Origin of the sequence: Nitrosomonas sp. H1_AOB3 (assembly GCF_015709435.1) — a bacterium.
In the GTDB taxonomy this organism is placed as follows: Bacteria; Pseudomonadota; Gammaproteobacteria; order Burkholderiales; family Nitrosomonadaceae; genus Nitrosomonas; species Nitrosomonas europaea.
In genome coordinates, this window is record NZ_CP054389.1 from 637,054 (window position 1) to 657,715 (window position 20,662).

Annotated in this window: 21 protein-coding genes; 14 read left to right on the plus strand and 7 right to left on the minus strand. The window is 50.5% G+C overall.

The annotated features are described in order from the left end of the window. The first annotated feature begins 221 nt into the window (after window positions 1-221). The 5 genes from cysM to HRU73_RS03120 all read left to right on the plus strand — a co-directional run bounded on the left by cysM (window position 222) and on the right by HRU73_RS03120 (window position 5,252). Window positions 222-1,109, plus strand: a complete 888-nt coding sequence (cysM, locus tag HRU73_RS03100; protein ID WP_287399410.1) for a cysteine synthase CysM — start codon at window positions 222-224, stop codon at window positions 1,107-1,109. Next, window positions 1,061-3,181, plus strand: coding sequence for a hypothetical protein (locus HRU73_RS03105; RefSeq protein ID WP_287399412.1), 2,121 nt, complete (start codon window positions 1,061-1,063; stop codon window positions 3,179-3,181). Before cysM ends, HRU73_RS03105 begins: the two co-directional genes overlap by 49 nt. Next, window positions 3,181-3,423 (plus strand): hypothetical protein, encoded by a 243-nt coding sequence (locus HRU73_RS03110; protein WP_011112009.1) that lies wholly within the window; start codon window positions 3,181-3,183, stop codon window positions 3,421-3,423. Before HRU73_RS03105 ends, HRU73_RS03110 begins: the two co-directional genes overlap by 1 nt. Before the next feature lie 45 nt (window positions 3,424-3,468). Further along, window positions 3,469-3,894: a YdbL family probable chaperone protein gene (locus tag HRU73_RS03115; RefSeq protein ID WP_011112008.1), complete on the plus strand. Its 426-nt coding sequence runs from the start codon at window positions 3,469-3,471 to the stop codon at window positions 3,892-3,894. A 176-nt stretch (window positions 3,895-4,070) separates the two neighbouring features. Next, on the plus strand, window positions 4,071-5,252 hold the full coding sequence (locus HRU73_RS03120; RefSeq protein ID WP_281871782.1) for an aspartate aminotransferase family protein: 1,182 nt from the start codon (window positions 4,071-4,073) through the stop codon (window positions 5,250-5,252). 3 nt (window positions 5,253-5,255) lie between these two features. Here HRU73_RS03120 and HRU73_RS03125 read toward each other — a convergent pair whose 3' ends face one another. Next, window positions 5,256-5,378, minus strand: coding sequence for a hypothetical protein (locus HRU73_RS03125; RefSeq protein WP_281871783.1), 123 nt, complete (start codon window positions 5,376-5,378; stop codon window positions 5,256-5,258). A gap of 38 nt (window positions 5,379-5,416) precedes the next feature. Between HRU73_RS03125 and argF the strand changes: the two genes are divergently transcribed. Together argF and HRU73_RS03135 are read left to right on the plus strand one after the other, a co-directional pair. Further along, on the plus strand, window positions 5,417-6,340 hold the full coding sequence (gene argF, locus HRU73_RS03130; RefSeq protein ID WP_011112006.1) for an ornithine carbamoyltransferase: 924 nt from the start codon (window positions 5,417-5,419) through the stop codon (window positions 6,338-6,340). Between the two features lie 38 nt (window positions 6,341-6,378). Then, complete coding sequence (locus HRU73_RS03135; protein WP_287399416.1) at window positions 6,379-7,593, plus strand: argininosuccinate synthase; 1,215 nt, start codon at window positions 6,379-6,381, stop codon at window positions 7,591-7,593. A 313-nt stretch (window positions 7,594-7,906) separates the two neighbouring features. On the opposite strand, the gene metE is transcribed toward HRU73_RS03135, so the two are convergent. Next, the gene (gene metE, locus HRU73_RS03140; RefSeq protein ID WP_287399417.1) at window positions 7,907-10,183 is read right to left on the minus strand and encodes a 5-methyltetrahydropteroyltriglutamate--homocysteine S-methyltransferase; all 2,277 of its coding nucleotides are present in this window, start codon (window positions 10,181-10,183) and stop codon (window positions 7,907-7,909) included. 100 nt (window positions 10,184-10,283) lie between these two features. Between metE and HRU73_RS03145 the strand changes: the two genes are divergently transcribed. Further along, on the plus strand, window positions 10,284-11,258 hold the full coding sequence (locus tag HRU73_RS03145) for a LysR family transcriptional regulator (protein WP_281871787.1): 975 nt from the start codon (window positions 10,284-10,286) through the stop codon (window positions 11,256-11,258). Between the two features lie 48 nt (window positions 11,259-11,306). Here the strand turns inward: HRU73_RS03145 and HRU73_RS03150 are convergent, their stop codons facing one another. Next, on the minus strand, window positions 11,307-12,047 hold the full coding sequence (locus HRU73_RS03150; protein WP_276678619.1) for a 4-aminobenzoate synthase: 741 nt from the start codon (window positions 12,045-12,047) through the stop codon (window positions 11,307-11,309). Between the two features lie 206 nt (window positions 12,048-12,253). Between HRU73_RS03150 and glyA the strand changes: the two genes are divergently transcribed. Next, complete coding sequence (gene glyA, locus HRU73_RS03155) at window positions 12,254-13,504, plus strand: serine hydroxymethyltransferase (RefSeq protein WP_287399418.1); 1,251 nt, start codon at window positions 12,254-12,256, stop codon at window positions 13,502-13,504. 27 nt (window positions 13,505-13,531) lie between these two features. Continuing rightward, complete coding sequence (gene nrdR / locus HRU73_RS03160; protein ID WP_281871789.1) at window positions 13,532-14,011, plus strand: transcriptional regulator NrdR; 480 nt, start codon at window positions 13,532-13,534, stop codon at window positions 14,009-14,011. Window positions 14,012-14,126: 115 nt separating this feature from the next. Here the strand turns inward: nrdR and tyrS are convergent, their stop codons facing one another. Next, the gene (gene tyrS / locus HRU73_RS03165; RefSeq protein ID WP_281871790.1) at window positions 14,127-15,356 is read right to left on the minus strand and encodes a tyrosine--tRNA ligase; all 1,230 of its coding nucleotides are present in this window, start codon (window positions 15,354-15,356) and stop codon (window positions 14,127-14,129) included. A 186-nt stretch (window positions 15,357-15,542) separates the two neighbouring features. Here tyrS and HRU73_RS03170 point away from each other — a divergent pair, with 186 nt between their 5' ends. Then, window positions 15,543-16,781 carry a peptidoglycan DD-metalloendopeptidase family protein gene (locus HRU73_RS03170; protein ID WP_324519807.1) on the plus strand — a complete coding sequence of 413 codons (1,239 nt, stop codon included), beginning with the start codon at window positions 15,543-15,545 and terminating at the stop codon, window positions 16,779-16,781. A gap of 32 nt (window positions 16,782-16,813) precedes the next feature. Further along, entirely contained in the window at window positions 16,814-17,905 is a 1,092-nt protein-coding gene (locus HRU73_RS03175; protein ID WP_287399420.1) for an anhydro-N-acetylmuramic acid kinase, read from the plus strand. A 4-nt stretch (window positions 17,906-17,909) separates the two neighbouring features. Here HRU73_RS03175 and erpA read toward each other — a convergent pair whose 3' ends face one another. The 3 genes from erpA to HRU73_RS03190 all read right to left on the minus strand — a co-directional run bounded on the left by erpA (window position 17,910) and on the right by HRU73_RS03190 (window position 19,119). Then, window positions 17,910-18,275, minus strand: coding sequence for an iron-sulfur cluster insertion protein ErpA (gene erpA / locus HRU73_RS03180; RefSeq protein ID WP_011111996.1), 366 nt, complete (start codon window positions 18,273-18,275; stop codon window positions 17,910-17,912). Between the two features lie 266 nt (window positions 18,276-18,541). After that, window positions 18,542-18,931, minus strand: coding sequence for a lactoylglutathione lyase (gene gloA, locus HRU73_RS03185; RefSeq protein ID WP_287399422.1), 390 nt, complete (start codon window positions 18,929-18,931; stop codon window positions 18,542-18,544). Next, complete coding sequence (locus HRU73_RS03190; protein WP_011111994.1) at window positions 18,931-19,119, minus strand: rubredoxin; 189 nt, start codon at window positions 19,117-19,119, stop codon at window positions 18,931-18,933. Before HRU73_RS03190 ends, gloA begins: the two co-directional genes overlap by 1 nt. Window positions 19,120-19,171: 52 nt before the next feature. Here HRU73_RS03190 and thiD point away from each other — a divergent pair, with 52 nt between their 5' ends. Both thiD and thiE read left to right on the plus strand, forming a co-directional pair. Then, on the plus strand, window positions 19,172-20,017 hold the full coding sequence (gene thiD / locus HRU73_RS03195; RefSeq protein WP_011111993.1) for a bifunctional hydroxymethylpyrimidine kinase/phosphomethylpyrimidine kinase: 846 nt from the start codon (window positions 19,172-19,174) through the stop codon (window positions 20,015-20,017). Window positions 20,018-20,021: 4 nt separating this feature from the next. Further along, window positions 20,022-20,645 (plus strand): thiamine phosphate synthase, encoded by a 624-nt coding sequence (gene thiE / locus HRU73_RS03200; RefSeq protein WP_287399423.1) that lies wholly within the window; start codon window positions 20,022-20,024, stop codon window positions 20,643-20,645. The last annotated feature ends 17 nt before the right edge of the window (window positions 20,646-20,662 follow it).

Sequence of the window (20,662 nt, forward strand, 5' to 3'; positions counted from 1 at the left end):
GCACCGGTAAATTATTTTCGAAGCGATCGATACTGAGGATGCAGTAAACCGGTGAATCCGGGCAACATGGATGACATATCCGGATAGTTTTTTCATTGTCGGCTCTTCAGGCCGAATCTCGATCGAGCCCTAAGCAACCCCCTTGTGTGGCAGGAATTCACAAGGGGGTTTTTGTATGTATGAGATAATCTGATTTTGTTTGTGACAGCGCATATCCCGGCATGCATAACACCATCGAAAATTTCATCGGCCATACTCCCCTGGTTCGGCTCAAGCGTATTCCGAGTGAAACCAGTAATACCATTCTGGCAAAGCTGGAAGGCAATAACCCGGCTGGTTCAGTCAAGGATCGGCCAGCCTATTCCATGATCATGCGTGCACAGCAACGCGGCGACATCCGGCCGGGAGATACGCTGATCGAAGCAACCAGTGGCAATACCGGTATTGCACTGGCCATGGCAGCGGCGATTCTGGGTTATCGCATGATTCTGGTCATGCCGGAGAATCTGAGCCTGGAGCGCCGTCAGGTAATGTCTGCGTATGGTGCCGAGATTGTTCTGACTCCCAAAGAGGGAAGCATGGAGCTGGCCAGAGATACTGCTGAGCAACTGTGCAATGCCGGCAAGGGCATCATTCTCGATCAATTTTCCAATCCCGATAATCCGCTGGCGCATTATGAAACTACAGCCCCCGAGATCTGGCAGGATACGGCGGGAACGGTCACACATTTCGTAAGCAGTATGGGAACGACCGGCACGATCATGGGCTGTGCCCGCTATTTCCGCGAACAGGAGCAGAAGGTGGAAATTATCGGTGTGCAACCACAGGAGAATGCACAGATTCCCGGAATCCGTAAATGGCCGGAAGCTTATCTGCCCAAAATATACCAGCCGGAGCTGGTTGACCGTATTTTGCTGGTATCCCAGCAGGAAGCCGAGGAAATGGCTCGCCGTCTGGCGCGTGAGGAAGGATTGTTCACCGGTATTTCTTCTGGAGGGGCTCTGGCAGCCGCTCTGAAGGTTTCCGCGCAGGTGCAGAACGCAGTAATTGTTTTTATCGTATGCGATCGCGGGGATCGCTACTTATCGACCGGGGTTTTTCCTTACTGAAAGGCATGAAACCGGATCGACTCTGGTTTCATCGTGGCGGTTTTCTGGATTGTGTGTACCGACTGTTTACACGGTTCTGGTTGTTTTTTCTGATTCTTGTCTTATGTTTCCCGGCCATTGCCGCCACTCCCCGCTTTGATTTTACGCTGGAGAACATCCGGCACCCTGTTTTCAGTATTCGTTCTGCCGGTATCAAGCTGATCGGTGCTCCGTCACCCAGCCTCGAAATCAATTTGGGTGAAGTGGCGATCGGAAAGCAAACATGGCATGGCTTACGCTTGAGATGTAATCCGGTTCATATCGATCGCGAATCGATGAATTGCAATACGGGAACGTTGCAGATCGGTGAGCGATTTATGACAATGATTTTCCGGCTTTCCTTGCAACATAAACAGTTTGTGCTTGAAATCCGGCCAGCCTCAAATAAATCAAAGGAGAAATGGCGATTGGAGGTCAACTGGCAGGCAAGCAAGTGGCAAGGTGTCCTGCAAGTAGTAAACGGGGAGGGAAAATTTCTGGCTGATCTGCTGCCTCAGGGAGATGACCGGATACAGGTGCATCAGGCAATACTCAATGGAAACATCCGTCTGAGCGGGAACAACGCTTCAGTTTCAGCACTGTCAGCATGGTTGGGTATCAGTAAATTATCCTTCAGTGATGCGAGTGGTTTACACGCGGGCGAAGGGATCGATCTGCAGCTTGACGCAGATGCACAACAAAAACGGAATGACTGGCAGTGGCGGGGCAAAATCACTTGGCCAGAGGGTGAAATTTTCTGGCAACCGTTTTATTTCTCCGGAGAAGGGCATCAGTTAACTGTCAGAGGAACGGTAAAAGATGAGCGTATCAATATAACGCAGGGTGAATTCAATCTGGCGGGTACAGGTAAGGCTGATTTTTCTGCAGTGGCCGGTATTGCGGACCAGTCATTGCAGCAGGCGTGGTTATCGGCCAGAGATCTGGAATTATCTGCTTTGTTTGGCAGCATCATCCGGCCGCTGGCTGTGGATACTGCGCTGGCTGAGACAGAGGCTGCCGGGCAGGTGAACATTGACTGGCGCTATCAGGGTAACGATAACCAGGAATTAATCGTCGGTTTGCAGGATGTATCGTTGACCGACGCGCACGGACGGTTTGCGGTTGAAAGGCTGAATGCCCATATACCATGGAATAGCAACGAAAAACGGGATGGGTCGATCCGGTTCAGCAACGCCCAGATGGTGGGAATCCCTCTAGGGGAGACATATATCCCGATCGGGACTGACGGGATGCGGTTCAGTATCCCTTGTGCAGAAATACCGGTACTGGACGGAAAAATGCTGATAGAAAATTTCATGGCGTCCATGCAGGCGTCCGGCTGGCAATGGCAATTCGATGGATTACTTGCCCCGATCTCCATGGAGAAACTGACCGAATCCCTGCATATTCAACCGATGTTCGGGACATTGTCCGGCACCATACCGAGAATGAGCTACGCCAATTCAATTATGACGATGGACGGCGAACTCGTTTTTGGAATATTCGACGGGGTTGCGGTAGCCAGAAATCTGGCATTGTCCGGCCCCCTCAGCCTGACACCGCACTTGACCATGGATATGGCCATGTATCATATCGACCTTGATCTGTTGACGCGTGCCTACTCGTTTGGAAATATGCAGGGGCGAGTCGATGTGGAAATCGATGACCTTGAGTTGATTAACTGGGAGCCGGTGAAGTTTGACGCAAAACTGGCCAGCAGCGCGGGAGATTACAAACGCAGGATCAGTCAGGCGGCAATCAAAAATCTTATTGCACTGGGAGGTGGATTGGCGGTGACAGCTATTCAGAAAAGTTTTCTTGGTTTGTTCGAGCAATTTGGCTATGCGGAAATCGGCTGGAGCTGCAAGTTACGCGGCAGTGTCTGCAATATGGGAGGAATAGGACCGGCAACTCATGATGGAGGCTATATGCTGATCAAGGGCAGTGGCATACCGGCAATTACCATTACCGGCTATAATCGGAAAGTGGACTGGCCTGAGCTGCTCGAGCGCCTGAGACATGCCATTGAGAGCGGCAACCCGATTATTCACTGATGACGATGACAAAAAGTTATTACACCCCGATTCTGCTGGTAGCTGCCGGTTTTGTACTGACTGGCTGTGTAACCATCAACATCTACTTTCCGGCGGCAGCGGCCGAAAAAGTGGCTGATAAAATCATCGAAGAAGTATGGCAGACCGATGGGAACAGCGGCAAAAATGATCGATCAGGGAATAAACCGGGTAATGATGTCAGCGATAAAACTGACAGTGAAACCGGCAAAACCAAACCATAAGATTTTGCATGGCCGTGGGAACCCTGTTCTTGAGAGGAAATATCCATGTATAAACAGTTAGTCCGATTCATGATGCTGGTATCACTGGGCTGCCTTTTGTATGCCGGTACTGCGACTGCAGTGGATTTTGAAGCCAATACCCCGGCGGTTACCCGGTTGAAGCAAAACATGCGACAGCGTCATGGTCAACTGGTGCCATTTTATGACAGCGGTGCGGTAGGTCTGACTCGTGATGGTCTGATCGTTCTGCGTGACGCTAATGCCGTACCATTATCCGGACGGCAATCAGTCAATTCCCTTGTGGCTGCCGAGAATCAGGATCGTAACGCACTCTATCGTGAAATTGCATTGGCCAATAATCATCCCGAGTGGGAAGGCAATATCCGTTCGACATTCGCCCAGCGATGGATTGCATCGGCCAGATCAGGCTGGTGGTATCAGCAGGAAAATGGTTCCTGGCAGAGAAAATAGCCTGGAATGGCAGTGCTGATGAGCTGTCATTCCAGGCACTATCAGAAAAACTGCTTGAAATAGAATGATAAATAAGTGAACATTATTAAATTTGGATGTGAGGGGATTAATCCCCTGGAGTGGCGGCGCAAGCCGCCATATTGTTTCAGGATCAGAAAAATATCAGGTGTGCTTTCGTGTCTCATGTAATGAATACTTATGCACGGCTTCCTGTTACCTTTGTCAAGGGCGAGGGAGTCTGGCTGTGGGATGATCAGGGTAACCGTTACCTCGATGCGTTATCGGGTATCGCGGTTTGCGGAGTCGGGCATTGCCATCCAGTGCTGGTAAAGGCACTGTGCGAGCAGGTATCGACGTTGATCCATACTTCCAATGTCTACCATATCCAGCATCAGGAACGACTGGCTGACAGATTGACCAGCCTGTCGGGCCTGGAGAAAGCCTTCTTCTGTAATTCCGGAGCGGAAGCAAATGAGGCTGCCATCAAGCTGGCGCGACTTTACGGCCATAACCAGGGAATCAACCTGCCGACGATCATTGTGATGGAACGTTCATTTCATGGCCGGACGATGGCAACACTGACTGCCACGGGTAACCGCAAAACCCAGGCAGGTTTTGAACCGTTGCTGACCGGGTTCGTGCGGGTGCCTTACGATGATCTGGAAGCAGTCAACAAAGTAGCAGCTAACAACAGAGAAATCGTGGCTATCCTGCTGGAAACCTATCAGGGTGAAGGGGGAGTCAATTTTCCACAGGCCAATTATCTGCAGGGGCTGCGCAGGATTTGTGATCAGAATGGCTGGTTGTTGATGCTCGATGAAGTACAGTGCGGTCTGGGGCGTACGGGCAAGTGGTTTGCTTTTCAGCACAGTGAGGTCATGCCGGATGTCATGACACTGGCAAAAGGTTTGGGTTCTGGCGTGCCGATTGGTGCGTGTCTGGCGGGTGGGAAAGCAGCGGAAGTATTCAAACCCGGTAACCATGCCTCCACCTTTGGTGGCAATCCGCTGGCATGCAGGGCAGCATTGACTACCCTCGATATCATCGAACAGGAAGGGCTGATGGATAATGCGGTAACCATCGGTAATTTCATGCGGGAGGAATTCGGGCGTCGTTTACAGGCTTGGCAGGATGTTCTGAAAATTCGCGGGCAGGGGATGATGATCGGGATCGAGTTGCCGGGACCCTGCAGCGAGCTTGTGCCTGAAGCACTGAAACGTCGTGTATTGATCAATGTCACCTCCGAGAAAGTGGTGCGGTTGCTGCCGGCATTAAATATGCAGAAAGCAGAAGCAGAACAGGTGGTGACCGAGGTTTCTGCACTTATTACCTGGTTTCTTGAGAGCCGGGTGAAATAGCCATCAGGCAGCCGTCGTACGACGACTGCCTGAGAGATCTATCCCCCGGCAGATTCCCTGCTTGCTGTATTTTTCCAGACGCGACCGGATTTCAGCCCCGTTGATCTGATGATCGAGACGGGACACGAGTGTTCTCGAAAATTTTTCATTAGTAAAAATCACTTATGCAGATCAGGCATTTTTTACAATTCAAGGATTTTGACCGGCAGGAATATGAATACCTGTTCGACCGGACGCGCTGGATCAAAAATGAATTCAAGCAATACCGTCGCTACTGGCCACTGACCGACCGTACGCTCGCCATGATTTTCGAGAAACATTCGACCCGTACACGTCTTTCATTCGAGGCAGGGATGCACCAATTGGGTGGTAGTGCTATTTACCTTTCGACACGCGATACTCAGCTGGGTCGTGGTGAGCCGGTGGAGGACGCTGCCAGGGTTATCTCAAGAATGGTCGATATCATCACCTTACGTACTCACGAGCATGGGGTCATTGAACGCTTTGCTGAAAATTCACGGGTACCGGTGATCAATGGTTTGACAGATGAATACCATCCCTGCCAGATTCTGGCAGATATTTTCACTTTCATGGAACATCGAGGAAGTATTGCGGGTAAGACTGTGGCCTGGATCGGTGATTCCAATAATGTATGCAATACCTGGCTGCAGGCTGCTGAGGTGTTTGACTTCAACGTGCATGTTTCCACGCCACCGGGTTATGAAGTGGAGCCGGAACGGGCGGGTCTGTATGGCACGGATCACTACGAACAATTTGTCTCCCCGCATGATGCAGTAAAAGACGCCGATCTGGTCACGACTGATGTGTGGACCAGCATGGGTTTCGAGGATGAGGCGGATACGCGCAAAAATGATTTTGCAGATTTCCGGGTGGATGCTGAGATGATGGCCTGTGCCAAAGAAGAAGCCCTGTTCATGCATTGTCTGCCGGCACACCGCGGTGAAGAAGTGGATGCGGAGGTCATTGATGGCCCTCAGTCGGTGGTATGGGATGAAGCCGAGAATCGGCTGCATACACAAAAAGCACTGATGGAATATTTACTGCTGGGCAGAATTGGTGTCAGGTAGTTTTCGATTATTCGGGAATTTTTTAATTGTGAAGAGACATGGATAAAGTCAAGAAAGCAGTACTGGCATTTTCAGGGGGGCTGGATACCTCAGTCATTTTGAAATGGCTGCAGGATACCTATCAGTGTGAGGTGGTTACTTTTACGGCGGATATCGGCCAGGGCGAGGAGATTGAGCCGGCGCGTGCCAAAGCCGTACAGTTTGGCATCAGGGAAATCTTCATTGAGGATCTGCGCGAAGAGTTCGTACGTGACTATGTTTTTCCCATGTTCCGTGCCAATACGATTTATGAAGGGGAATATCTGCTTGGGACCAGTATTGCCCGGCCGCTGATTGCCAAACGTCAGGTTGAAATTGCGCAGCAGACCGGCGCGGATGCGGTTTCTCACGGTGCCACCGGGAAGGGAAATGACCAGGTACGTTTTGAGCTTGGTTACTATGCGTTGCAGCCGGATATTCGGGTAATTGCTCCCTGGCGCGAGTGGGATCTGACTTCGCGTGAAAAACTGCTGGCTTATGCCGAGAAGCAGGGTATCCCGATCGAAATGAAGCAGAAGGCAGGATCGCCCTACAGCATGGACGCCAATCTGTTGCATATTTCTTATGAGGGGCGTGCGCTGGAAGATCCGGCTGCGGAGCCGGAGGAGAGTATGTGGCGCTGGACGGTCTCTCCTGAAACTGCTCCAGGTGAGCCTGAATATCTGGATCTGGAATATGAACGCGGTGATATTGTTGCATTGAACGGTGAAAGGTTGTCTCCCGCAGCCATTCTGACCAGGCTTAACCAGTTGGGTGGAAAACATGGTATCGGCCGTCTCGATCTGGTGGAAAACCGTTATGTCGGGATGAAATCACGCGGCTGTTATGAAACGCCTGGTGGCACGATCATGTTGCGTGCCCATCGTGCAATCGAATCCATTACGCTTGACCGCGAAGTCGCGCATTTGAAAGATGATCTGATGCCGCGTTATGCAGCGCTGATTTATAACGGTTACTGGTGGAGTCCGGAAAGAAAACTGTTGCAGGTGCTCATCGATGAATCCCAGGTGAATGTGAATGGCCGGGTCAGAGTCAAATTGTATAAGGGTAATGTGATGGTTGTCGGGCGTGATTCCCGGACCGACTCGTTATTTGACCCCGACATTGCGACATTTGAAGAAGATGGTGGGGCTTATCATCAGGCTGATGCAGCAGGTTTCATCAAGCTCAATGCGCTGAGAATGCGGATTGCAAAAGCTCTCCGCAGGTGCTGAATTCGCAGAAAAACCTGCCCATTTCGCCATCGCCGTCAGCATGGGTATTGGCCATGAGACTATATGGTCGATATCTCTGCTGGCGGAGGTAACACCAACAACTTTGCCTTGCTGTCAGATTTGCAAAAGGTGCTGAGTTAATCGTTTTTCTGACTGTCTCCATTTTTCTTTGATCCGAAGTTATGTCACTCGAAATCCAAATAGTGAGTGAGGCTGGTATTTGGGGTGATGACGGTTACACGGGCAGGCAGCCAGGGAAAGGTTGGCTTGGAATCGTACCCGGTAACCACAGGGAAGATGTGATGGCTGGTGGTCAGGCTTGCAGCGCGCTGCGCAGGGTTTTTGCGCAATCCACCATTTTTTGCAAGGCTGTCTGCGTTTCCGGCCAGTTGCGTGTTTTCAGGCCGCAATCCGGGTTGACCCACAACAGCGTGGGATCGATATACCGGGAAGCCTTTTTCAGCAGTTCAAGCATTTCCGATGCATCAGGTACCCGGGGGGAATGAATGTCATACACACCGGGGCCGATTTCATTCGGATAGGAAAATTTCACGAAGGCATCCAGCAGTTCCATGCGGGAGCGTGAAGTTTCGATCGTGATTACATCGGCATCCAGTTCGGCGATGGCCGGCAGGATATCGTGAAACTCGGAATAGCACATATGAGTGTGAATCTGAGTTTCGTCTTTCACGCCGGAACTGGCGACACGGAATGCTTTTACCGCCCAGTCCAGATAAGATTTCCAGTCCTGTTTTCTGAGCGGGAGCCCTTCACGAAATGCCGGTTCATCGATCTGAATCATACCGATGCCGGCATTTTCCAGATCTGCGACTTCATCACGAATTGCCAGCGCCAGTTGCAGTGCAGTGGTCGATCGCGGCTGATCATCGCGCACAAACGACCACATCAGCATGGTGACCGGCCCGGTCAGCATACCTTTGACCGGTTTACCGGTCTGGCTCTGGGCATACTTTATCCATTCAACAGTCATGGCTTCAGGACGGTAGACATCACCATATAAAATGGGAGGCTTGACGCAGCGGGAACCGTAGCTTTGTACCCAGCCGTTTTCCGTGAAGATATAGCCCCATAATTGTTCACCGAAATATTCCACCATGTCATTGCGCTCGGGCTCACCATGAACCAGCACATCCAGTCCGATTTCTTCCTGTTTGCGAATCATTTCCCGAATTTCGGCACGCATGGCTGACAGATATTCGAGATGACTGAGCTCATTTTTCCTGAACGCAGCACGTGCCTGGCGGATAGTGCCAGTTTGTGGAAAAGAACCTATCGTAGTGGTAGGCAGCAGGGGCAGATTGAAGCGTTGCTGTTGCAGATGTTTTCGGGTTGCAAAGGGGTGGTTACGCTGACTGTCACGCTCGGTCAGATTATCGACTCTCTGGTGAACGATCGGATTATGGATGCGGCTGGATTCCATCCTCGATCGCCTGGCTTCATCCGAGGCAGTCAGAATCGCTTCGACTGATTCTCTACCTTGATTCAATCCACGCCCGAGTGTAGTCATTTCTTCCAGCTTTTGAGCGGAAAATGCCAGCCAATTTTTGATTTCCGGCTCCAGTTTCGTTTCCAGTGCCAGATCCACCGGGCAATGCAGCAGGGAGCAGCTCGGAGCAATCCAGAGTTCACCCGCAAATCGGGATGCAGCCTGCGACAGTGTTTCCAGTTTTTGCGACAGATCGGTGCGCCATATATTGCGTCCATCGATGCAACCCAGCGACAGTGTTTTACCGGAGAAATCTTCGGTGAGAAATGATTCGAGCTGTTCCGGGGCGCTGCTTACGTCGATATGCAGCCCATCCACCGGCAGATTCTTGAGCAGGGTAAGATGGTGATCAACCGTACCGAAGTAAGTGGTGAGCAGCAGGCGGCAGCTGCTGTCATGCAGTGTGTGATAGGCTTCTGCAAAACTATCCCGCCAGGGTTGTTCGAGATCGAGAGAAAGGATGGGCTCATCGATTTGTACCCATTCCACACCCAGCGAAGCGATTTTTTGCAGGATTTCCCGGTAAACCGGCAGCAGGCGGGGGAGCAGATCCAGTCGCTGAAAACCGGGTGTGACTTCCTTGCCAAGGTACAGATAGGTCAGCGGACCGATCAGGACAGCTTTTGCAGTTATTCCCAGTGCTTTAGCTTCTTCGATTTCCTGGAACAGCCGGTCGGATGCCAGGCGGAATTGGGTGGTGTCATCAAATTCCGGAACGATGTAATGGTAATTGGTATTGAACCATTTAGTCATTTCCATTGCCGGCTGATCGGCGGTACCGCGTGCCATGGCAAAGTACAGAGCAGGAGAAATTTTGTCACTGGTATTACCGAAACGGTGAGGAATCGCTCCGAGCAACGTGGTCATATCGAGTATGTGGTCGTACAGTGAAAAATCGCCTACCGGGATCAGGTCAATTCCTGCCTTTTGCTGTAACAGCCAGTTACCGGTACGGATTGCACGCGCTGTGGCCAGCAGTTGATCGACATCGCTTTGTCCTTTCCAGTAAGTTTCGAGTGCTTTTTTTAATTCGCGTTGTGCGCCGATTCTCGGAAATCCGAGGTTATGTGTCAGTGTTCTCATTCAATTCTCTCTACATGATCGGAAAAATCACCATTCTGTAGAATGCTCTATAATGAATCAAATGAAACTTTTTGTAATAAAATATGAATAATTTTCATATATGATCGAATTGCGGCATCTCCGTACGTTGAATGCATTACACGAGACCGGCAGCATTTCGCTGGCGGCGCAGCGTGTGCATTTGACTCAGTCCGCACTATCTCATCAGATCAAGGCATTGCAGGAGTATTATCAGTTGCCCCTCATTCAACGCAGCGGTCATGCCGTGCAGTTGACGGAGGCAGGTAAACGTCTGGTAAAACTGGCGGAGAAAATACTGGGAGAAGTTCAGTCAGCAGAGCGGGATCTGGCAAAAATAGCCCGGCAGGCGGCAGGAAGTTTGCGGATTGTGCTGGAATGTCATACCTGTTTCGACTGGCTGATGCCCATCATGGATGATTTTCGGCAGCACTGGCCGGAAGTGGAACTTGATCTGGTTTCCGGTTTTCACAGTGATCCGGTAGCGCTGCTCAGACAGGATATTGCCGATGTGGTGATCGGCTCCGAAAACAGGCCGCAGCAGGGAATCGTTCATTTTCCGCTGTTCCGCTTTGAGATTCTGGCAGTGCTGGCGCCAGGTCATGTACTCGGTAACAAACGGGTACTGGAGGCGGTTGATTTTGCACAGGATGTATTGATTACCTATCCGGTCCCCGAGGAACGGATCGATCTGATCCGGCAGGTGTTGATTCCCGCTGGCGTCAGCTGGCAGCGGCGAACGACCGAGCTGACCGTGGCCATTCTGCAACTGGTGGCGAGCCGGCGGGGAATTGCCGCGTTGCCCGGTTGGGGCATCAAAAACTACCTGGATTACGAGTATGTGATTGCCAAACGTATCGGCACCCGTGGATTGTGGAGCGATCTGTACCTTTCGGTGCGGGAAGAGGATGCTTCATTGCGTTATCTGCAGGATTTTCTGGAGACTATTGGTCAGATCTGCTTTGCCAGGCTGGATGGAATCAGGCCACTGAGCGGGAAAAGGAAAGAGAAAAAACGGGAGGCCAGAAAGACGATCGGGCAGTCATCTCCGGTTTAAGGAAGGCGACTGCCCGGTATGGGTTGTTTGCTTATCAGACTTGCAGGATCAGTGCAGGGTGACTGCGGTTTTTTCCTCGCAAATGAGATTGGCACAGTAATTTTCGTGGATACCATCCAGGAATTTCCACAGTGCATCGCAAGCCCGGCGTGTAGCGGCCAGTACTTCAGCCTGTTTTTCCGGTGTATCGGCAAATTTCTCGATGATTGCCCATTCGGCTTGTGAATGGAAGATATCGGCTGTCTGATGAACCGAGAAGAATTCGTAGCTGTCCGGATCTTTCATACCGTAAAACTTGGCCAGACCGTCGATTTTGACGGCAGCAATATCAGGCACCTGAGATTCGAACGCATGTAATGCGGCCAATCCTGCATAGAATGGTTCGTTGATGCAGATATCACGGAAAGTTGCCACCAGGTTTTCTGTTTCCGGCAGCGCATCGGCTTGTGTCAGGCTGGCATCGTCGGCTCCCAGCGCAAATGCAAATGCTTTCCACAGAGCAGGATGATTTTTCTCTCCGTGTTCTTCATCGATCAGGTTTTTCAGAACTTCCTGACGAATGCTGATATCACCACTATTTTCCACATTATGGAAATGCGGGGTATTGAAGTGAACTGCGCTGAGGTAGGTAGGCTCTGCCAGCACATTGTAGAAATACTGCTCAGCATAGTGGCGTAGTTGTTCACGAGTCAGTTTGCCTTCGGTCCAGGCAATGTAGAACGGATGCTGCAGCAGGTGTCTGCTTTGAATGATGGAATCGACCTGTTGCTTGAATGTGTTTGTAGCCATGAAAAGCTCCTGTTCAGAGTGAAATGAAATAATATGCTGCTTTTTTTATCATCGCCAATTCGGTAAATGAAGTCAAATTGATACAAGGATTTCATGCCCGGGAACCGTATCTGTTTCATGGGCGGAAAGTCATGTCACAATTACAGCTTGCAATATGGCGCGATGATAGAATGGCCGTTTTTCAATAAAAATCAGAGAGAAATATTATGTTTTCACAGAGCTTGACGATTGAGCAGGTCGATCCGGATTTATGGCAGGCCATCAAAGGTGAAGTACAGCGGCAGGAAGATCATATCGAGCTGATTGCCTCGGAAAATTATGCCAGTCCGGCTGTTTTACAGGCACAGGGTACCGTACTGACAAACAAGTATGCTGAAGGGTATCCGGGCAAGCGGTATTACGGGGGGTGCAGGTATGTGGATATCGTCGAGCAGCTTGCTATCGACCGTCTCCGGAATCTGTTCAATGCAGAATATGTCAACGTGCAGCCGCACTCCGGTTCTCAGGCAAATGCCGCGGTCTATCTGTCGGCTCTGAAGCCCGGAAATACGCTCCTGGGTATGTCGCTGGCTCATGGTGGACATTTGACTCACGGATCAGCAGTCAATATGAGTGGCAAGATATTCAATTCAATCTCTTACGGCCTGAATCCGGAAACCGAAGAGATCGATTACGCAGAGCTGGAGCGGCTTGCACATGAACATAAACCGCGCATGATCGTGGCTGGAGCATCCTCCTATGCACGAGTCATAGACTGGAAAGCTTTTCGTCAGATTGCTGACAACGTGGGTGCCTATCTGTTTGTTGATATGGCGCACTATGCCGGATTGATTGCTGCCGGTTACTATCCCAATCCTGTGGGAATCGCTGATTTTGTCACCAGTACCACACATAAAACACTGCGTGGTCCGCGTGGCGGAGTAATCATGGCCAAGCCGGAACATGAAAAGGCACTCAATTCGGCAGTATTTCCGCAGACACAAGGCGGCCCGCTGATGCATGTCATCGCGGCCAAAGCAGTGGCTTTCAAGGAAGCCTCCAGCCAGGCGTTCAAGGATTACCAGAAGCAGGTCATCGAGAATGCACGTGTCATGGCAAGGGTGCTGCAACAGCGCGGCCTGCGTATCGTATCTGGCCGTACGGATTGCCATATGTTCCTGGTCGATCTGCGTGCCAAAAATCTGACAGGAAGGGAGGCAGAATCCGCGCTGGAGGCGGCGCATATTACCGTCAACAAGAATGCGATTCCGAATGATCCGCAAAAACCTTTCGTTACCAGTGGAATACGGATCGGTACTCCGGCCATTACTACACGCGGCTTCAAGGAACCTGAGTCCGAGGAACTTGCCAATCTGGTGGCTGACGTGCTGGATGCTCCGGCCAACACAGCAGTGCTGGATCAGGTCGCCCGGAAAGCGCAGGCATTGTGTACGAAGTTTCCGGTGTATGGAAACTGACGTTCGTTTCAATTTGGAGGTGTGGCGGTGAGATGTCCGTTCTGCGGTGCTGAGGATACCGGTGTAGTTGATTCGCGAATCAGTGAGGAAGGTGCACGGATCAGGCGCAGACGGCGTTGCGTGGAATGCGAGAAGCGCTTTACAACCTATGAGACGGTTGAATTACGTTTCCCGCAGGTCATCAAACAAGATGGTAATCGTGTGGAATTCAACCGGGAAAAACTCTACACCAGCTTTGCCCGGGCGTTGCACAAACGCCCGGTTCCAACCGGGCAGGTGGATGCTGCAATCGAGCGCATACTGCAAAAACTGCTGGGAAGCGGGGTGCAGGAAATTTCATCGCGCACGATCGGTGAGTGGGTCATGCAGGAGCTTTACAGCCTGGATAAAGTGGCTTACATACGCTTTGCTTCGGTATACAGAAGTTTTGAGGATGTAGGAGATTTTCAGGAAGTCATCAGGGAAGTTCAGTCGTCTCCGCAGAACGGTGACGGCCCATCCTCCTGACAAGAATTAAAACGGCTACTTGCTTTTCAGTATCATTTTCACCGCATTGAATCAAGCAATCGGCCTGAGTCGAGGAGATTGTGGTCGTACAAAAAGAGATTGCCGGGCAATTCCGTCAGTTTGCCTGTTTGCCGCTCTGTTCGGTTACGAGGGTAACTTTTGCAAACTTTCTCTTGCCAATCTGGGCAATGACGGTGACATTGGATGGGATGATCCGGGTTTTGTCGCTTACCTTATCTCCATCCAGCTTTACCCCACCCTGCTCGATCATGCGCAGAGCTTCACTGGTACTGGCAGTCAACCCGGCCAGCTTGAGCAGTTGTGGAAGAGCCAGTCCGGCATCCTGAATATACAGCTTCTTCTCCGGAATATCGTCAGGGATGACACCTTTGCTGAAACGGGCTTCGAATTCTTCTGCCGCTCGAACGGCATCAGTCTGACTATGGAAACGTGCCACGATTTCCCGAGCGAATCGCATTTTGATTTCACGCGGATTACAGCCTGATTCCACTTCATTTTGCCACTGGCGTACGGTTTCCAGTGATTCAAAAGACAGTAATTCGATATAACGCCACATCAGAGTATCGCTTACCGACATCAGTTTGCCGAATATCTCAGCAGATGATTCATTGATGCCGACATAGTTGTTGAGTGACTTGGACATTTTCTGGATACCATCGAGTCCTTCCAGAAGAGGCATGGTCAGGATGCATTGGGGTGGCTGACCATGATGCTTCTGTAATTCACGTCCTACCAGTAAATTGAATTTCTGATCGGTGCCGCCCAGTTCGAGATCAGCTTTTAATGCCACTGAATCGTAGCCCTGAACGAGTGGATAAAGAAACTCATGAATGGCGATTGGCCGGTTCTCGTGATAGCGTTTGCTGAAATCGTCCCGCTCCAGCATGCGTGCGACAGTATAAGTGGCCGCTAGCCTGATGACATCCGCCGCGCTGAATTTATCCATCCACGATGAATTGAAAACCACCTCTGTCTGCTCAGGTTTAAGTATTTTGAATACCTGAGATGCATAAGTGTCTGCATTTTGCGTAATCTGCTCGCGTGTCAGGGGCGGACGTGTGGCGCTTTTGCCGCTGGGATCACCAATCATCCCGGTAAAATCACCAATCAGAAACAGAATATGATGGCCGAGATCCTGAAGCTGGCGCAGCTTGTTCAGCAGGACGGTATGTCCCAGATGCAGATCCGGTGCGGTTGGGTCAAAGCCGGCTTTAACTCTGAGAGGCCTGCCCTGGGCGAGCTTCTGTACGAATTCTTCTTCGATCAGCAGCTCCTGACAGCCGCGCTTGATTAGCTGCAGTTGATGAGAGATTGATTCAGACACGGCTACTCAACAAAAAATCAGTCGTCATCATATTTATGCATTTCCATGTTAGACTTTAAAAGTTTCCAACAGACGAAATAGGAGTGATGGCATTTGATTTACTACCAGTCACCTCGCAAAAGAAGAAGCATTCTAGCGCAAAAGCTCGCTGTTCTCGCACAAAAAAAAGTACGCTGGATAACCATTTTGTCCAGTTTGCCGTTATTCGGAATGGTTACTGCCTTCGGGATCGTTCCTGATGCTCCCCCGCATGAAATACCTGGTAAAAAAATCGTTCGTCCTTTACAGCTTCCGGAAAAATTTGCATCTTCTGACCCCGAGATGACATTCTGGCATCAGGAAAGCATACGCCGGGGGGATACCATTGTAGCGATTCTTGCCCGCCTTGAAATCAGCCAGGAAGATAAAAACAATTTTCTGGATGCGACTCGTGGCAGCAAGGCAATGAGCCAGCTTAAGCCGGGCGAAGTCGTTCATGCGGAAACTCGTCCAGATGGAGAATTGCTGACATTACGTTATTTCTATGGAAATGGTGAGCAGTTCCAGGTTGAAAAAGTGGACGGTGCGTTTGAACTGAGTGAGCAATCCGGTAAAAGTGATACTCATATCCAGATCGGTTCAGGGGTAATCAGCACTTCATTGTTTGCAGCCGTTGATAAGGCCGATTTGCCGAGTACGATTGCTTCTCAGATGATCGATATTTTCTCCAGCAGTATCGACTTCCATCGGGATATCCAGAAAGGTGACCATTTTACAGTCGTTTATGAATCCAGGCAGGATGAAGGTGGAAAAATTCAGGTGGGCCGAGTGCTTGCAGTAGAGTTTTTCAATAAGGGTAAATCCCGGAGAGCCGTTTATTTTCAACCATCAGATGGTAAGGGTGAATACTACACACCTGAAGGAGAAAGCCTGCGTCGACCTTTCCTGATGGCACCTCTGAAATTTTCCCGGATCAGCTCCGGATTCTCCAATGCGCGCTATCATCCCATATTGAAGCGATGGCGCGCCCACAGGGGAGTCGACTATGCTGCTCCGAGAGGAGTGCCTGTGATGGCGACAGCGGATGGTATCGTTGAATACAAGGGCTGGCAGAATGGCTACGGAAATTTGGTGGTACTCAAACATAATGCACAGTACAGCTCTGCGTATGGTCATCTTTCGGGTTTCGACAAGAGATTGCAGAAAGGAAAGCGTGTCAGGCAGGGGGATGTTATCGGTTTTGTTGGGTCAACCGGAATGGCAACCGGTCCGCATCTCCACTATGAGTTACGGGTAAACGGTGTTCAGCGTGATCCTTCCAGAATCGTCATGCCGGCTGCTCAGCCCATTAGTAAGAAACATTATTCAACTTTCCGTAGACAAACCAGCGAGTTGCTTTCCCAGCTTGATCTGCTGCGTAATTCCAGCTTTGCTGCATTGAACTGATTCAGTTCCGGGCAGTACACATATCGGATGAAATGTATTACATCGGCATCATGTCGGGTACCAGTCTGGATGGTATCGATGCAGTACTGGTAGATTTCTCCGGGCCGTCGTTTTCGCTGCTGCATACCTGTTATATTCCCTATGATCCGCCTCTCCGGGCTGCGCTGTTGGGCCTGAATCAGGCCGGTGAAAATGAACTGCACCGTGCAGCCATACTGAGTAACCAGTTGTCAGGGTGGTATGCGCAAGCAGTGGGACGGTTGCTTGAGAAATCCGGGATTGATCCCGGGGAGATCATAGCAGTTGGCTGCCATGGCCAGACGATCAGGCATTGCCCGCAACCGGAAAACGGCTACAGTATCCAACTGGTAAATGGTGCCCTGCTGGCGGAATTGACAGGTATGACTGTCGTGACTGATTTCAGGAGTCGTGATATTGCTGCCGGAGGGCAGGGAGCACCACTGGTTCCTGCATTTCATCATGAAATGTTTGCACACCAGGATATTCACCGCCTGATCATCAATATCGGTGGGATCACCAATATAACCAGTTTACCCGTCAGTGGCGGTGTGAATGGCTTTGACTGTGGACCAGGGAATATGTTGATGGATGCTTGGTGTCTGAAGCATACAGGTATGACTTATGACCACAATGGATCATGGGCGGAATCAGGAAGGGTGATCAATCCACTACTGGAAAATCTGCTGAATTTTCCCTATTTTTCTTTGCCACCACCAAAAAGTACCGGCAGAGAAATGTTCAGTCTTGACTGGTTGCAACCTTGTTTGAGGGGTGATGAAGCTACACAGGATGTTCAGTCCACGTTGCTGCAGTTGACTGTGCGAACGATCACCGATTCAGTCGAGACTTACTATCCTGCTGTCCGTGAGCTCTATTTATGCGGGGGAGGGGCGCATAACGGCACCCTGGTTACCCGGTTGCAGCAGCAATTACCGGGTCGGAGAATCAACCTGACTGATGCACTGGGTATCGAGGCTGACTGGGTGGAGGCGTGCGCATTCGCCTGGCTGGCGCGACAATCGATTGAACGCGCTCCTGGCAATCTTCCTGCTGTAACCGGCGCAACTGGCAGCCGGACGCTGGGTGCGATTTACCCGGCCTGAGACTTCAGACCGAGAAGGAAGAGCCGCATCCGCATGTGCTGGCTGCGGATGGATTTTTGATAACGAACTGTGCGCCTTGGGCACTTTCCTGATAGTCGATTTCTGCGCCTACCAGGTACTGAAAGCTCATCGAATCGACCAATAGTTTCACTCCCTGCTTTTCCATCACGAAATCATCTTCGTTGACGATCTCATCGAAGGTAAAGCCGTATTGGAACCCGGAGCAGCCGCCACCACTGACGAAAACCCTTAATTTGAGCGCCTGATTATCCTCTTCTTCAATCAGTTCTTTTACTTTGCTGGCAGCACCATCGGTAAAATTCAATGGAGGTTGAGCTGCACTTGTTTCTTCATGGATCGTTGTACCCATTTTGTTCACCTGTCTATGTGATTGGTTATTCCAATAGTTGAACAGTCAGGATTGTTTATGCCATTAACACGAGATGTGCAGTAGAAATTTTTCTGAATATCTCATGAATGCCTGACATGCCTGTAAACGCAAGCACTTTTCAGGAATCCGTGACATGATGGTTTTGCCGGTACCGGTAACCTGCAGTAAAGTAACATACCATCATAAATATGGTTTGAGGAACTGCCAAACCGTATTGTATACAGAATATTCAGGCATATAAACGGCTATACTGTTTTCTTCTGAATGAACTCTATTTTGTAACCATCCGGATCCTCTATGAAGGCGATAACGGTAGCCCCATGCTTCATCGGACCTGCTTCGCGCGTAACGCGACCACCAAGATTCCGGACTTTCTCACAGGCTTCATAGGCATTGTCGACTTCAATGGCAATATGTCCAAAACCTGTTCCGAGATCGTAGTGATCGGTTTCCCAGTTATGAGTCAGTTCCAGTACCGTACCTTCTGTTTCACTTTGATAACCGACAAAAGCAAGGGTGAATTTTCCCTCCGGGTAATCCTTGCGGCGCAGGATCTGCATTCCCAGAACATCGGTATAAAACCGGATCGAACGTTCCAGATTGCCTACCCGCAACATGGTATGAAGAATACGCATTACACCTTGACCATTTCAAAATCTTCTTTCCGTGCACCACATTCAGGACATGTCCAGTTCATAGGAACGTCTTCCCAGCGGGTTCCGGCAGGAATACCATCCTGTGGCCACCCTTCTGCTTCGTCATAGATGAAACCACAAATCATGCACATATAACGATTGTAAACCTGGTTGTCCTCTGTAGTCATAATAGATAAGTAGATTTGCTTAAGTTAAAATGACATTTTACGGTATTAGTGCATGTCTCTACCACCACCAATCGTATTATCCTTTGCTGCCAGCGACCCGAGCGGGGGGGCTGGTATCCAGGCGGACATACTGACACTTGCCGGAATGGGCTGCCATCCGCTTACTGTGCTTACTGCCGTGACTGTGCAGGATACGACCGGTGTTGAGGATATATTCGTGATGGACGCCGAATGGGTTACTGATCAGGCACGGACCGTTCTGCAGGATATGCCGGTACAGGCATTCAAGATCGGCATGCTGGGCAGTGTTGAAATCATCTCGGCCATTGCTGAAATCATATCGGATTATCCGGATATACCGCTGGTGCTGGATCCCGTCCTGGCTTCCGGCCGCGGTGACACGTTTGCCAATGAAGAAGTCATTGCGGCCATGCGTGAAATGCTGTTTCCTCAGGCAACCATTGTTACACCCAATAGTATGGAAGCTAGGCGTATTGCGCTCGATGACGAGGATGATCCGGAAATACTGGATCTGAAACAGAGTGCAGACCGGCTGCTGCAATGGGGATGTGGTTATGTGCTCATCAAAGGCGCTCACGAAAACACGCCAGAGGTAGTCAACATACTTTACGATGCCAATGGCGTGGTCCGCTCCGATGCGTGGCAGCGTTTACCCGGATCGTTTCATGGTTCGGGGTGTACTTTGTCTTCTGCAATAGCGGCCTCACTCGCTCATGGTATGTCGATTATGGATAGTGTGTATGAGGCGCAGGATTTTACCTGGCATACACTCAAGGCAGGTTTCCGTCCTGGGATGGGGCAGTATATTCCGGATAGGTTTTTCTGGACAGAGAGCGAAAATCCGGAGGAAGAGACTGGCGGTGGTACCAGCAGCTGAACCTATGAAACCGGTTGGAGTAAGTGGTCTTTATGCAATTACCCCCGATATGGCAGATACCGGTCGGTTGTGTGATGCAGTTCGCCAGGCGTTAGCTGGTGGAGTGAGCTGGCTCCAATACCGGAACAAAACGGCCGACAGCCGATTGCGACTTGTACAAGCTGCGGAGATTCATCTGCTCTGCAGGCAGTTTCAGGTTCCCCTGATCGTCAACGATCACCTGGATCTGGCCATGGAGATTAGTGCAGAGGGCTTGCATGTGGGTGGGGATGACATTTCTCCGGCGGTAGCCAGATGTCATTTGGGCCAGGATAAAATTATCGGGGTCTCCTGTTACAATCAGCTCGACCGCGCGATCGAAGCGGAAGAAGCAGGAGCAGATTATGTTGCGTTTGGCGCTTTTTATCCATCCATGACCAAAACGGGTGCACATCAGGCGCCGATTGATTTGCTGACTGCTGCAAAAAAGAAACTGGGTATTCCCGTCGTGGCAATTGGCGGTATCGATCTGGATAATGCCGAGGTGCTGATTGTCCGTGGGTGTGATGCTGTGGCTGTCAGTCAGGCTTTGTTCGGTGCACGGGATATCCAGTCTGCCGCGTGGCATTTCTCAGAATTATTTGGTTGAATCAAGAATTTCTCAAT